Below are 12,160 nucleotides of genomic sequence, written 5' to 3'. Positions count from 1 at the left end.
CGGCGATTACTCTTCGACGAAGCCCGCCGCGACCACCAGCCGCTCGTCGTCCCACTCGGGAACCGCCTCGCGGGTCAGCGGGACCATTACGGTCTTGCCGTCGGGTTTCTCGATCTCGATGACATCGGTGGCGCCGAAATTCTCGACCGCCTTAACCAGTCCGACCGCCTCGCCGGCGTCGGTCACCACCGCCAGATCGAGCAGGTCGGAGAAGTAGAACTCGCCCTCCTCAAGCGCCGGCAGGCTGGCGCGCAGGACGGTGAGCGTGGTGCCGCGCAAGGCCTCGGCGGCATTGCGATCCGCGACCTCGGCGAAGCGCGCGACCGCGCCGCCCTTGCCATCGCTGCGGATTTTTCCGAGCGTCAGCGCGCCGCCGTTGAAGGCCTTGTGCGGCTTCAGGCTTTCCCAGCCATCGCCGAACAGTTTCAGACGGACTTCGCCCGCCACGCCATGCGCGCCGGTTACGGCGGCAAGGGTGACGGGCTTGTCGGTCATCGCGGACTTGGACAGAAGGCTCAGCCCTCCGCCTTGTCCTCGCTCTTGTCGTTAGCCTTGGCGTCTTCAGCCGGAGCTTCCTCAGCCTTGGCCTCTTCGGCAGGCGCTTCGTCAGCCTTGGCTTCCTCGGCGGGGGCTTCCTCAGCCTTGGCTTCCTCGGCGGGAGCCTCTTCAGCCTTGGGCTCTTCGGCGGGCTTGGCGGCGGCTTCGGCCTTGGCTGCCTCTTCGGCTTCCTTGCGCTCGGTTTCCTTGGTCGCACGCTCTTCGGCGCGCTCGGTCGCCTTCTCGCCCGGCTTGGCCTTGTTGGGGTTGTTGCGCGCCGCACGCTCGCGGACACCCGCAGCGTCGAGGAAGCGGGCGACGCGGTCCGAAGGCTGCGCGCCGACTTCGAGCCAGTGACGCGCACGGTCTTCGTTGAGCTTCACGCGGGCGGGATCGTCCTTGGCGAGCAGCGGGTTGTAGATGCCGATCTGCTCGAGATATTTGCCATCGCGCGGCGAACGGTTGTCGGCAGCGACGATGCGATAATAGGGGCGCTTCTTGGCGCCGCCACGGCTGAGACGAAGTGCAATTGCCATTGTATCTTACCTTTCAAGATCAATTATTTGAATTTACTTGTTTTCTAACAGTTTTCGCAGGTCGGGGGGCAGCGTGTTGGGATCGACGCCGGGGCCCTTCTTGCCGCCCATTCCGGGCAACCCGCCCGGACCGGGGCCATCCATTCCCGGGATGCCGCCGCCGCCCATTCCGCCGCCGCCACCGAACATCGCGCCGAGGCCTTTGAGGCCCCCCATCTTCTTGATCTGCTTCATGGCGCGGGACATCTCCTGGTGCATCTTGAGCACCTTGTTGATCTCCTGCACCTGCCGCCCGCTGCCCGCCGCGACACGCTTCTTGCGCTTGGCGTTGAGCAATGCGGGGTTGGCGCGTTCCTTGCGCGTCATCGAGCCGATGATCGCATCCATGTGGACCAGAACCTTGTCGTCCATCCCGCTGGATGCCATCGCCGCCTTGGCCTTCTTCATGCCCGGCATCATCCCGGCGAGCATGCCCAGCCCGCCCATGTTCTGCATCTGGCGCAATTGCATCCGCAGATCGTCGAGATCGAACTGGCCCTTGGCCATCTTGCGCGCGAGCGCCTCGGCGTCTTCCTGGTTGACCGCCGCTGCGGCTTTCTCGACCAGGCTGACGACATCGCCCATGCCCAGGATGCGGCCCGCGACGCGCTTGGCATCGAAGGCCTCGATCGCGTCGAGCTTCTCGCCGGTGCCGGCGAACTTGATCGGCTTGCCGGTGACATAGCGCATCGACAGCGCCGCGCCGCCGCGCGCATCGCCATCCATCCGCGTCAGCACCACCCCGGTGAGCGGGACCTCGTCGGTGAAGCTCTTGGCGACATTGACCGCGTCCTGCCCGGTCAGGCTATCGACCACCAGCAGCACTTCCATGGGGCTGGAAACTCCGGCGACCGCCTTCATCTCCGCCATCAAGGCTTCATCGACATGCAGCCGGCCCGCAGTATCGAGCAACAGCACGTCGGCGGATTGCAGCCTGGCGCTCTCCATCGCACGGCGGGCGATATCGACCGGCTGCTGACCCTCGATGATCGGCAGCGTCGCGACCGAGACCTGCTGGCCGAGCACCGCGAGCTGTTCCTGTGCCGCCGGACGGTTGACGTCGAGCGAGGCCATCAGCGCCTTCTTGCCGTGCTTTTCCTTCAGCAGGCGGGCGATCTTGGCGGTGGAGGTGGTCTTGCCCGACCCTTGCAGGCCGACCATCATGATCACCACTGGCGGCTTGGCATCGAGGTTGAGCGTCGCGGGTTCGTCGCCGCCAAGCATCTCGACCAGCTCGTCGTTGACGATCTTTACGACCTGCTGCCCGGGAGTGACCGAGCGCAGTACATCCTGGCCGATCGCCTTCTCGGTGACTGAATCGATGAAGCGGCGGACCACGGGAAGCGCAACGTCGGCCTCGAGCAGCGCGATCCGCACTTCCCGCATCGCATCGCGGACATCCTGTTCGGAAAGCGCGCCACGGCCCTTGAGCCGATCGAAGACGGTGCCAAGCCGATCTGACAAATTGTCGAACATGCTGAACCAACTCCTTGCGAGCGCGCCCGTCCCGATGAGCGACTCCGAGCGCGATGGCCCGAACATAAGCAAAAAACGCCGGCGGACGAAAACTCGTCGGCCAGCGTGCGGACCTCGCGATGAGAGCCGACTTGATCTGTCTTCGCCATCTCACCGCAAACCGGCGAGGTGGGAAATGGTGGAGCCTAGCGGGATCGAACCGCTGACCTCAACACTGCCAGTGTTGCGCTCTCCCAGCTGAGCTAAGGCCCCATACATTTCGCGGGCACGGCACCCTTGCGGATGCGCAGCCCTTACGGGAAGCGCCCTTTATGCAGGGCGCCTCCCTTTTGCAACCGCTAAATCAACTCTCTACGCTGTCTTCGTCGCCCTTGCCCTTGGATACGCCGAGATCGTCATCGCCGCCGAGATCGACTTCATTGTCGGGCGAATCGTCGTCATCGTCGATGTCTTCCAGATCGTCATCTGCCAGATCGGAGTCGGCCTTGCCTTCCTTCTCCTTCTTCTCTTCCTCGAAGGGGATCGGCTGCTTGGACTTCAGCACGGGCTCGGGATTCCATTCCTCGCCGCACTCGATGCAGGTCGCGGGCTCGTCCTTGTTGAGATCGTAGAAGCGGGTGCCGCATTTCGGGCAGGTCCGCTTGGTGCCCCATTCCGGTTTGACCATGTGTAATCCTTGGCTGGGCCCCGCCGATCGCGGCGGGACTGAATGATTTGCTACTTACAGGATGGGATCGCGCTGACCCAGAATCAAGCGTAGGGCAAGCGCGCGATCGACTGCGCGCGCGCCTTGCCAGATGGCGATGCCACTGTCAAAGACCGGCGCTTACCCGCCCTCCCCGGCGCGCCGCAAGCCTGGCTTGCATCCGCGCCCACCAGACCCAGCGAAAGCCGCGCGTGTCCGCCCATCGCTCCTTCCCCCCCCATCGTTTCCTCCCGCAGGGCCCGCTCACGGGTCGCATCCGCGTGCCCGGCGACAAGTCGATCAGCCATCGTGCACTGATGTTCGCCAGCCTGGCGATCGGCGAGACCGTGATCGACGGGCTGCTCGAGGGCGAGGATGTCCATGCCACCGCGCGCGCGATGCAGCAGATGGGCGCGCGGATCGAGAAGGACGAGACAGGCCGCTGGCGAGTCCACGGGGTCGGCGTCGGCGGATTGCTCGAACCCGAAGCCCCGCTCGAGATGGGCAACAGCGGCACTTCGACCCGGCTGCTGATGGGGCTGCTCGCCAGCCACGGCTTTGCCGCCAGCTTTACCGGCGATGCCAGCCTCTCGGCGCGGCCGATGGCGCGGGTGATCGCGCCGCTCTCGCAGATGGGCGCCCGATTCACCGCGCGCGCCGGCGACCGGCTCCCCATCCTGATGGAAGGCGCGCATCCGGCGGTGCCGATCGAATATCGCCTCCCCGTCGCCAGCGCGCAGGTCAAAAGTGCGGTGCTGCTCGCTGCGCTCAACACGCCCGGCACCACCACCGTGATCGAACCCGTGCCGACGCGCGACCACACCGAACGGATGCTGAGCGCCTTCGGGGTCGAAGTGGCAATCGGCGAGGACGCCGACGGCGCGCGGACCATCGCGATCCACGGGCCCTGCGATATGAGCCCCTGCACGCTCACCGTGCCGGGCGATCCCTCTTCCGCCGCCTTCTTCGCAGTTGCCGCGCTGCTGGTGCCCGGCAGCGATCTGGTGATCGAGAATGTCGGGCTCAACCCGACCCGCGACGGGATCTTCCGGGTTTTGCGCGCGATGGGCGGATCGATCGAGGAACTCGACCGGCGCGAGGTGGGCGGCGAGCCGGTCGCCGATCTGCGCGTGCGCCATTCTGCGCTCAAGGGGGTGGAGGTCGATCCCGCCATTGCGCCCAGCATGATCGACGAATTCCCGGTGCTGTTCGTCGCTGCCGCGCTGGCCGAGGGACGCACCGTCACCTCGGGGCTGGACGAATTGCGCGTCAAGGAAAGCGACCGGCTCGCCACCATGGCTGCGGCGCTGACTGCAGTGGGCGCGCAGGTGGATGAGCGCGCCGACGGGCTCGTCATCGAAGGTTCGGCAGGCGCAGCTCTGGTGGGCGGCGGTCCTGTCGCGACAAGGCTCGACCACCGCATCGCCATGAGCATGGCGGTGGCGGGGCTCGCCAGCGCCGAGGGTGTCGCAATCGACGATGCCGCGCCGATCGCGACCAGCTTTCCCGATTTTCTCGACCTGCTCGCGGAGGCCACCCGATGATCGCGCCCTCGATTGCCGCATTGATTGCCCCCGAGGTCGCCACCTTCGTCGGTTTCCTTGGCATGGCCTGCATCATCGCCGCCTATGCCTATCTCACCTGGAAAGCCGATCCCAACCCCTTCCTGCTCCACGGAACCAACCTTGCCGGTGCAGCGCTGCTGACGGTATCGCTTGTGGTCCACACCAACTGGCCCAGCCTGGTGCTCGAAGGTTTTTGGGCAGCGATCGCGCTGTGGGGCTTGGCAAAGGCGCTGCGCGACCGCAGGAGTAAGACATGATTATCGCCGTCGACGGCCCCACTGCCAGCGGCAAGGGCACCATCGCCAAGGCGCTTTCGGCGCATTTCGCGGTCCCGCATCTGGACACCGGACTGCTCTATCGTGCGGTCGGGCGGCAGGTGCTGCTCGACGGCGGCGACCCCGACGATGCGCAGGCCGCGCTGGCCGCGTGCCGCTTCGAGGACAGCCTGCTGGGCGATCCGGTGCTGCGCGACGAGGAGACCGGCGGGCTCGCGAGCCGGGTGTCGGTCCATCCGCAGGTCCGCGAGGCGCTGTTCGAGCGCCAGCGCGCCTTCGCCACCCAGCCCGGCGGCGCGGTGCTCGACGGGCGCGACATCGGCACGGTGATCGCTCCCGAGGCCGAGGCCAAGCTGTTCATCACCGCCAGCGTCGAGGCGCGCGCGCACCGCCGCTTCCTCGAAATGCGCGAGCGCGGGGTCAAGGTGGCGCTGATCGAGATCCAGGACGATCTGCGCCGTCGCGACGAACGCGACCGCAACCGGGCGGTTGCCCCGCTTCGCCCCGCCGCGGACGCGATGGTAATCGACACCAGCGCACTCGACCGCGACGAGGCGGTTGCCGCGGCGATCGAGTCCGTCACTTTGGCGTTGGGCGACGCGGAGCGCTGAGCCGGGGCGAAGTTGGGCCGAAGTTGGATTCCCCCTGCGGTAATCCAACAAGGGGCGCCAAATCGTGTCGCCACGTCCGTGTCAGAGGTGTCAGATCGCGCGCCGGATCAGCCCGTCGCCCGCCCGGAGATCGGCCTCATTTCACTTGCCTGCAGCGCCCTGTTCCGCTAAGCGCGCCCCCGTTCGACGGGCAGAAAAAGGTCCGCGGCAGGTCAAGCGACAGGACCGATATTCCGCGAGGGTGCCATGCGCCCCGCACCTCGCTTTTCCGCCGCCCTCCCCATCCACCCGCAGAACCTGCGCGACGGCACCCGGTCCCGCGCAGACAACGGCCTCTTGGCCCACCAAGGCAATCCCGCCGCGGTGGAGAAAGACCCCGGTAGAACCGGCGGCCGGAAATTCGAAACAGGACGACCACATATATGGCAACTGCAGCCAATCCCACCCGCGACGATTTCTCCAAAATGCTCGACGAGCAGCTTGGCTCTGCCGATGACGGCGGCTTCGAAGGCCGCGTCGTCAAGGGTACCGTCACCGCCATCGACAATGGCATGGCGACCATCGATGTCGGCCTCAAGAGCGAAGGCCGCGTCGATCTCAAGGAATTCATGCGCGGCAGCGAAGAGCACGGCCTCACCGTCGGCTCCGAGGTCGAAGTCTATGTCGACCGCGTCGAGAACGCCGATGGCGAAGCGATGCTCAGCCGCGACCGCGCCCGCCGCGAAGCCGCTTGGGACAAGCTGGAAAGCGAGTTCGGCGAAGGCAAGCGCGTCGAGGGCCGCATCTTCGGTCGCGTCAAGGGCGGCTTCACCGTCGATCTCGACGGCGCCGTGGCCTTCCTGCCCGGCAGCCAGGTCGATATCCGCCCCGTGCGCGACATTACTCCGCTGATGGAAATGCCGCAGCCCTTCCAGATCCTCAAGATGGACCGTCGCCGCGGCAATATCGTCGTCTCGCGCCGCGCCGTGCTCGAGGAAACCCGTGCCGAACAGCGCAGCGAGCTGATCAATGATCTCGCCGAGGGCCAGGTCATCGACGGTGTCGTCAAGAACATCACCGATTACGGCGCCTTCGTGGATCTGGGCGGCATCGACGGCCTGCTCCACGTCACCGACATGAGCTACAAGCGGGTCAACCACCCCAGCGAGATCATCGAGATCGGCCAGACCGTGACCGTCCAGATCGTCCGCATCAACGAGGAAACCCAGCGCATCAGCCTCGGCATGAAGCAGCTGGAAAGCGATCCCTGGGATGGCGTCGGCGCCAAGTATCCGATCGGCATGAAGCTCACCGGCACGGTGACCAACATCACCGAATACGGTGCCTTCGTCGAGATCGAAGCCGGCATCGAAGGCCTGGTCCACGTCTCCGAGATGAGCTGGACCAAGAAGAACGTCCACCCCGGCAAGATCGTCAGCACTTCGCAGGAAGTCGATGTGATGGTCCTCGAGGTCGACAGCGAGAAGCGTCGCATCTCGCTCGGTCTCAAGCAGGCCCAGGGCAACCCGTGGGACGATTTCGCCGAGAAGTATCCGGTCGGCAGCAAGGTCGATGGCGAAGTCAAGAACGCCACCGAATTCGGTCTGTTCATCGGTCTGCCCGGCGACGTCGACGGCATGGTCCACATGTCCGACATCGCCTGGGGGATCTCGGGCGAAGACGCGCTGGCGCTGCACCGCAAGGGTGAAGAAGTCGAAGCCATCGTGCTCGATGTCGATGTCGACAAGGAGCGCATCAGCCTCGGCATGAAGCAGCTCGAAAAGGGTGCGCCGAGCGAAGGCGCTGCCACCGGTTCGCTGCGCAAGAACGAGACGGTCACCGTCAGCGTTCTCGAAGTGCGCGACGGCGGGCTCGAAGTGCAGGTCGGCGAAGACGGTGCGACCGGCTTCATCAAGCGTTCGGATCTCGGCCGCGACCGCGACGAGCAGCGTCCCGATCGCTTCCAGGCCGGTCAGAAAATCGATGCGCTGGTCACCGGCTTCGATCGTTCGAAGAAGCCGACCTTCTCGATCAAGGCGCGTCAGATCGCCGACGAGAAGGAAGCCGTGGCGCAGTTCGGTTCGTCCGACTCGGGCGCTTCGCTCGGCGACATCCTCGGCGCCGCGCTGAAGAAGTCCGACGATTCGTGATCCGCGCGGGGGTTGAGCCACAGGCCGCCCCTTCCGCAACCGACAACGGCAAGGCCCGCCCTCCCCATCCGGGAAGGCGGGCCTTTCCTTTTGGGCATGGCCGCGTAAACTTGCCGCCATGCTCCAGATTCACCAATTCCCCTGCCTGACCGACAATTACGGTTTCCTGCTCCACGATCCCCACAGCGGCGAGACCGCCGCGATCGACACCCCTGACGGCGCGGAGTATCTCCGTCAGGCCGAGGCGAAAGGGTGGCGGATCACGCAGATCTGGAACACCCACTGGCACCCCGATCATGCGGGCGGCAACGCGGCCATCGTCGAGGCCAGCGGAGCGACCGTGGTTGCCCCTCAGGAGGTCGAACGGCTGTCGCCGATCGACCGGGAAGTAACCGATGGCGACACGGTAACGCTTGGCGAGCATGAGGCGCGGGTGATCGACGTCTCGGGCCACACCAACGGCCATATCGCCTATCATCTGCCCGCCGACGGCATCGCCTTTGTCGGCGACAGCGTCTTCGCGCTGGGTTGCGGGCGAATGTTCGAGGGCGAGCCTCAGCAGTTCTGGGACAGCCTCCAGCGGATCAAAGCCATGCCCGCCGATACCGTGCTTTATTGTGCGCACGAATACACGCAGGCCAATGCCCGGTTCGCTCTCCATGCGGATCCCGACAACAGTGCCCTGCAGGCCTATGCGCGCGAGATCGACGAGAAGCGCGAGCGAGCCGAACCGACGGTACCAACCCGGCTGTCGCGCGAACTCGAGACGAACCCCTTCCTGCGCGCCGACGATCGGGCGATGCGGGCAAGATGGGGCGGCGAGACCCCGGCGGAAACCTTTGCGGCACTGCGCGAGGCCAAGGACAATTTCTAGGCCGCAGGGCCCCGGCGGGAGGGCGTCTTGAAGGCGTTGCGGGTCACCGCGCTCACCCCCGACCTCTCGGGATTGGCGTTAGCCGACATACCGCAACCCGAACCCGCCGAAGGCGAGGTTCTGGTTCGGGTGCGCGCCGCTTCGCTCAACTATCCCGACCTGCTGATGACGCGCGGTGAGTATCAGTTCAAGCCGCCGCTGCCCTTCGTCTCGGGGCTGGAGATGGCAGGGGAAATTGTCGCGGCCGATACCGCCAGCGGCTTCGCTCCCGGCCAACTGGTGATGGGCGGCGCGAAGACAGGCGCGATGGCGGAATTCATTGCGCTGCCTCTTGGCGCGCTTCGCCCGGTACCGAACGGGCTATCCTGCGCGCAGGCTGCAGCGATGGGGGCGGCCTACCACACCGCCTATGTCGCGCTGGTCGAACTGGGACAGCTGGAGCGAGGACAGACGGTGCTGGTTCATGGCGCAAGCGGCGGAGTCGGACTCGCCGCCTGCGATCTTGCTCGCGCGCTCGGCGCAAGGGTTATCGCCGCCACCCATCGAACCGACAAATATGAGGCGCTGGCGGAGATAGCCAGACCGGAAGCGACGATACTCAATACTGGCAGGTTTCGCGAGGACGTCTCAGAACTGACCGGCGGGCGCTTGTGCGATCTCGCCGTCGATCCGGTTGGCGGCGACGTCTTCGACGAAAGCACCCGCTGCGTCGCGTTCGGTGGCAAACTGCTCGTGGTGGGCTTCGTTGCCGGACGGATACCGCAGATTGCGGTCAATATTCCGCTGATCAAGGGTTTTTCGGTGGTCGGGGTCCGCGCGGGAGAATACGCCCGCCGCTTCCCCGAGCGCGGCAAGCGAATTGCCGCGGCTCTCGATCGGCTGGCGAGCGAGGGCGCGATTACCCCGCATATCGATCGGGTACTCCCGCTCTCTGCCTGGCAGGAGGGTTTTCAGGCGATGGAGCGCGGCGAGATCGTCGGCAAGGTCGTGCTCGAGCCGTAAGGCGCAGAACCGTAGCGCTCAGAGCCCGCCGATGATCTCGTCGGCCAGTTCGCGGTCCTTGGCAGCGTCGTGCTGTTCGGCGATCAGCTTGCGGCTCGCGCCGGTCGCGGCCTGCGCGGCGCGGTTGCGCACGTCCTTGATCGCATCACGCTCGGCGGCGGCGATCTTGTCTTCGGCCATCCGCTGGCGACGCGCCACCATCTCGGCGCTGTCTTCCTCGGCGCGCTGCATTACCGCATCGGCCTCGGTCCCCGCATTCGCCAGCATCGCTTCGGCATCTTTCTGCGCATCGGCGATCTTGGCGGCGTATTCGTCACGCAGGGCCTCGGCCTCGGCGCGCAGCTTCTTGGCTTCGTCGAGCTGATCGCGGATCGCGGCGATCCGGTTGTCGAGCCCGCCACCGATGGTCTTGTGCACCTTGGCGCCAAAAAAGGCGATCAGCAGCAGCACCATCATCGCGATCGAGACCCACTGATAGGGCGCGAGGCCCAGCAGCATGGGATCGATGTGCTTGGCCGCACCCGCATCGACCTCGGTGTAGGCCTCGCCGGGTTCAGTGGTGAAAACTTCTGGGGCAGTGTTAGCCATGAGCAAGCGATTCCTTCACGGCCTGGGTCGCGACCGGCCGACTTACCTCGACCCCGGCGAGCCGAAGGACGATATCCTGCGTCGCGTCCGCGGCAACCGCTTCGACTTCGGTCATTGCTTCGGTCCGCGCAACGTCGATACGCTGCTCGGCCTCGGCCAGCCGTGCGTCAAGACGCTCCTGCGCCTCCGCGAGTTTCAGCCCGGACCGGGTCGCTGCATCCGCCTTGGCCTTGGCGATAAGCTCGTGCGCCGCCGCACGGTTGGCGTTTTCCCGCTCGCGCCAAGCCGCTTCCTCTTCGTCGGCGCGGTGGCGTGCGCTCTGGGCGGCAGCCAGATCGTCGGAGATCTGCTTGTCGCGCAGGGACACGGTTTCCATCACCCGCGGAACCATGCCACGGCCGACGACGAAAAAGGTAAAGCCGAAAAATACCAGCAACCAGAACAGCTGGCTGGAGAAGGTTTCGGCAAACTGGGCAATCTGGGGCATGAGGCGGGCTCTTGCAGCGGAGGCGGGCCGGAGAGCATCCCCGGCCCGCGCCCGATTGTTCGTGTCTTAGGCGACGAAGATCAGGATCATCGCGACGACGAAGGCCAGCAGGCCGAGAAGCTCGGCAGCGGCGAAGCCGATGAACAGGCGACCCTGCTGGCCGTCGGCGGCACCCGGATTGCGCAGCGCGCCTTCGAGGTACTTGGCAAAGACGTTGCCGACACCGAGCGAAGCGAGGCCCGCACCGATAGCGGCGAGGCCGGCTCCGAGCATTTTGGCTGCTTCCATATCCATGAGATGTTCCTTTCGTTGAAGTACTTGAGTGGGTTGAGGCTTAGTGAAGATTCTCGGCGTCGTTGATGTACAGAGCCGTCAACAGCGCGAAGACATAGGCCTGGATGCCGGCAACGAGCAGTTCGAGCGCGCAGATACCGACCATCAGGATGAAACTGGGCACGCCGACGAGCAGGCTGAACCCGAAGCCGGCATTGCCGCCACCAATCACGAAGCTGGATAGCACCTCGAGCAGAAGGTGCCCCGCCATCATCGCAACGAACAGCCGCAGCGCAAGGCTGAAGGGGCGAACCATGAAGGACACGAACTCGACGAAGGCAATGAACGGGATCATCGGCAGCGGCGTGCCATGCGGCACGAACAGGCTGAAAAACTTGAGGCCGTGCTTCCAGAAGCCGACACCCAGCACGATCGAGAACGACATCACCGCGAGGATACCGGTGACCGTGAAATGGCTGGTGAAGGTGAATGGGTGCACGCCGACAAGCCCCAGCGGCATCAGGCCGAGCAGGTTGGCAAAGAGAATGAACATGAACAGGCTGAAGACATAGGGGACATATTTGCGCCCGGCCTTGCCGATGTTCGCTTCGAGCATGTTGTCGATGAAACCGGTGAAACTTTCCACCATCATCTGCCAGCGCCCGGGCACCAGCTCGCGCTTCATGCCCAGCGCCATGAACGCGACCAGCAGCACCGTGGTGATCATCATCCACAGCGCGCTATTGGTGAAAGCGATATTGTAGCCCGCGACTTCCCAGCCTGCCGTGCCGCCAAGCGGCTCGATCATGAACTGGCGCATCGGATCGACCTTGGCTTCTTCTGCCACGTGAAGAAAAACCCCTAACCTTGTGGTCCCGAATTCGGCGTGTTCCCGTTACGGGTTCACTCGTCCGAACTCCGGTTCGCGGAACGGATGACGTTTCTGAAGGCCACGACTATCCCGAGGAACAGTCCGGACAACAGGCCCCAGGGCAAGGTACCCGCCAGCCAGTCAAACAACCAGCCGAGCACCAGACCACCGAGAATCCCGCCGAGCAAATCGGCCAGAACGCGGTTGCCGCT

Annotated in this window: 15 protein-coding genes and 1 tRNA gene; 6 read left to right on the top strand and 10 right to left on the bottom strand. The window is 65.2% G+C overall.

The features are described from left to right. Positions 1–6 precede the first annotated feature (6 nt). The 5 genes from rimM to A9995_RS10605 form a co-directional block, all read right to left on the bottom strand. A complete protein-coding gene (gene rimM / locus A9995_RS10625; RefSeq protein WP_067612747.1) occupies positions 7–495 on the bottom strand; it encodes a ribosome maturation factor RimM in 489 nt (162 codons plus the stop codon). A gap of 20 nt (positions 496–515) precedes the next feature. Then, complete coding sequence (rpsP, locus tag A9995_RS10620) at positions 516–1,073, bottom strand: 30S ribosomal protein S16 (protein ID WP_067612744.1); 558 nt, start codon at positions 1,071–1,073, stop codon at positions 516–518. A 33-nt stretch (positions 1,074–1,106) separates the two neighbouring features. Further along, positions 1,107–2,588, bottom strand: a complete 1,482-nt coding sequence (ffh, locus tag A9995_RS10615; RefSeq protein ID WP_067613263.1) for a signal recognition particle protein — start codon at positions 2,586–2,588, stop codon at positions 1,107–1,109. Positions 2,589–2,764: 176 nt separating this feature from the next. Continuing rightward, positions 2,765–2,840, bottom strand: a tRNA-Ala gene (locus A9995_RS10610). A 91-nt stretch (positions 2,841–2,931) separates the two neighbouring features. Next, positions 2,932–3,255 carry a TIGR02300 family protein gene (locus A9995_RS10605; protein ID WP_067612741.1) on the bottom strand — a complete coding sequence of 108 codons (324 nt, stop codon included), beginning with the start codon at positions 3,253–3,255 and terminating at the stop codon, positions 2,932–2,934. Positions 3,256–3,485: 230 nt separating this feature from the next. Between A9995_RS10605 and aroA the strand changes: the two genes are divergently transcribed. From aroA to A9995_RS10575, 6 genes are all read left to right on the top strand, one after another. Then, the gene (gene aroA / locus A9995_RS10600) at positions 3,486–4,817 is read left to right on the top strand and encodes a 3-phosphoshikimate 1-carboxyvinyltransferase (protein ID WP_067612738.1); all 1,332 of its coding nucleotides are present in this window, start codon (positions 3,486–3,488) and stop codon (positions 4,815–4,817) included. After that, entirely contained in the window at positions 4,814–5,095 is a 282-nt protein-coding gene (locus tag A9995_RS10595; RefSeq protein ID WP_067612735.1) for a permease, read from the top strand. The genes aroA and A9995_RS10595 overlap by 4 nt, the downstream gene beginning before the upstream one ends. After that, positions 5,092–5,724 (top strand): d(CMP) kinase, encoded by a 633-nt coding sequence (locus A9995_RS10590; RefSeq protein WP_067612732.1) that lies wholly within the window; start codon positions 5,092–5,094, stop codon positions 5,722–5,724. Before A9995_RS10595 ends, A9995_RS10590 begins: the two co-directional genes overlap by 4 nt. Before the next feature lie 422 nt (positions 5,725–6,146). After that, positions 6,147–7,853, top strand: a complete 1,707-nt coding sequence (rpsA, locus tag A9995_RS10585; protein WP_067612729.1) for a 30S ribosomal protein S1 — start codon at positions 6,147–6,149, stop codon at positions 7,851–7,853. A 118-nt stretch (positions 7,854–7,971) separates the two neighbouring features. Continuing rightward, positions 7,972–8,727 (top strand): hydroxyacylglutathione hydrolase, encoded by a 756-nt coding sequence (gloB, locus tag A9995_RS10580; RefSeq protein WP_067612726.1) that lies wholly within the window; start codon positions 7,972–7,974, stop codon positions 8,725–8,727. A 27-nt stretch (positions 8,728–8,754) separates the two neighbouring features. Then, the gene (locus tag A9995_RS10575; RefSeq protein WP_067612723.1) at positions 8,755–9,729 is read left to right on the top strand and encodes an NADPH:quinone oxidoreductase family protein; all 975 of its coding nucleotides are present in this window, start codon (positions 8,755–8,757) and stop codon (positions 9,727–9,729) included. Between the two features lie 18 nt (positions 9,730–9,747). On the opposite strand, the gene A9995_RS10570 is transcribed toward A9995_RS10575, so the two are convergent. The 5 genes from A9995_RS10570 to A9995_RS10550 all read right to left on the bottom strand — a co-directional run. Further along, positions 9,748–10,317: a hypothetical protein gene (locus A9995_RS10570; protein WP_067612720.1), complete on the bottom strand. Its 570-nt coding sequence runs from the start codon at positions 10,315–10,317 to the stop codon at positions 9,748–9,750. Further along, positions 10,310–10,804, bottom strand: coding sequence for an ATPase (locus A9995_RS10565; protein ID WP_067612717.1), 495 nt, complete (start codon positions 10,802–10,804; stop codon positions 10,310–10,312). The genes A9995_RS10570 and A9995_RS10565 overlap by 8 nt, the downstream gene beginning before the upstream one ends. A 66-nt stretch (positions 10,805–10,870) precedes the next feature. Then, positions 10,871–11,098, bottom strand: coding sequence for a F0F1 ATP synthase subunit C (locus A9995_RS10560; protein ID WP_067612715.1), 228 nt, complete (start codon positions 11,096–11,098; stop codon positions 10,871–10,873). 40 nt (positions 11,099–11,138) lie between these two features. Beyond that, the gene (locus tag A9995_RS10555) at positions 11,139–11,924 is read right to left on the bottom strand and encodes a F0F1 ATP synthase subunit A (RefSeq protein WP_067612713.1); all 786 of its coding nucleotides are present in this window, start codon (positions 11,922–11,924) and stop codon (positions 11,139–11,141) included. Between the two features lie 56 nt (positions 11,925–11,980). Then, on the bottom strand, positions 11,981–12,160 hold a 180-nt coding region (locus A9995_RS10550), incomplete at its 5' end, for an AtpZ/AtpI family protein (protein ID WP_199797256.1).

The organism is Erythrobacter sp. QSSC1-22B (genome assembly GCF_001678665.1).
Classification (GTDB): Bacteria; Pseudomonadota; Alphaproteobacteria; order Sphingomonadales; family Sphingomonadaceae; genus Qipengyuania.
This window is presented reverse-complemented; position numbering and strand designations above follow the sequence as displayed.

Bases quoted from the DNA above. Each gene is read 5' to 3' on its own strand.
- rimM (WP_067612747.1), bottom strand. From the start codon at position 495: ATGACCGACAAGCCCGTCACCCTTGCCGCCGTAACCGGCGCGCATGGC.
- rpsP (WP_067612744.1), bottom strand. From the start codon at position 1,073: ATGGCAATTGCACTTCGTCTCAGCCGTGGCGGCGCCAAGAAGCGCCCC.
- ffh (WP_067613263.1), bottom strand. From the start codon at position 2,588: ATGTTCGACAATTTGTCAGATCGGCTTGGCACCGTCTTCGATCGGCTC.
- A9995_RS10605 (WP_067612741.1), bottom strand. From the start codon at position 3,255: ATGGTCAAACCGGAATGGGGCACCAAGCGGACCTGCCCGAAATGCGGC.
- A9995_RS10595 (WP_067612735.1), top strand. From the start codon at position 4,814: ATGATCGCGCCCTCGATTGCCGCATTGATTGCCCCCGAGGTCGCCACC.
- A9995_RS10590 (WP_067612732.1), top strand. From the start codon at position 5,092: ATGATTATCGCCGTCGACGGCCCCACTGCCAGCGGCAAGGGCACCATC.
- rpsA (WP_067612729.1), top strand. From the start codon at position 6,147: ATGGCAACTGCAGCCAATCCCACCCGCGACGATTTCTCCAAAATGCTC.
- gloB (WP_067612726.1), top strand. From the start codon at position 7,972: ATGCTCCAGATTCACCAATTCCCCTGCCTGACCGACAATTACGGTTTC.
- A9995_RS10570 (WP_067612720.1), bottom strand. From the start codon at position 10,317: ATGGCTAACACTGCCCCAGAAGTTTTCACCACTGAACCCGGCGAGGCC.
- A9995_RS10565 (WP_067612717.1), bottom strand. From the start codon at position 10,804: ATGCCCCAGATTGCCCAGTTTGCCGAAACCTTCTCCAGCCAGCTGTTC.
- A9995_RS10560 (WP_067612715.1), bottom strand. From the start codon at position 11,098: ATGGATATGGAAGCAGCCAAAATGCTCGGAGCCGGCCTCGCCGCTATC.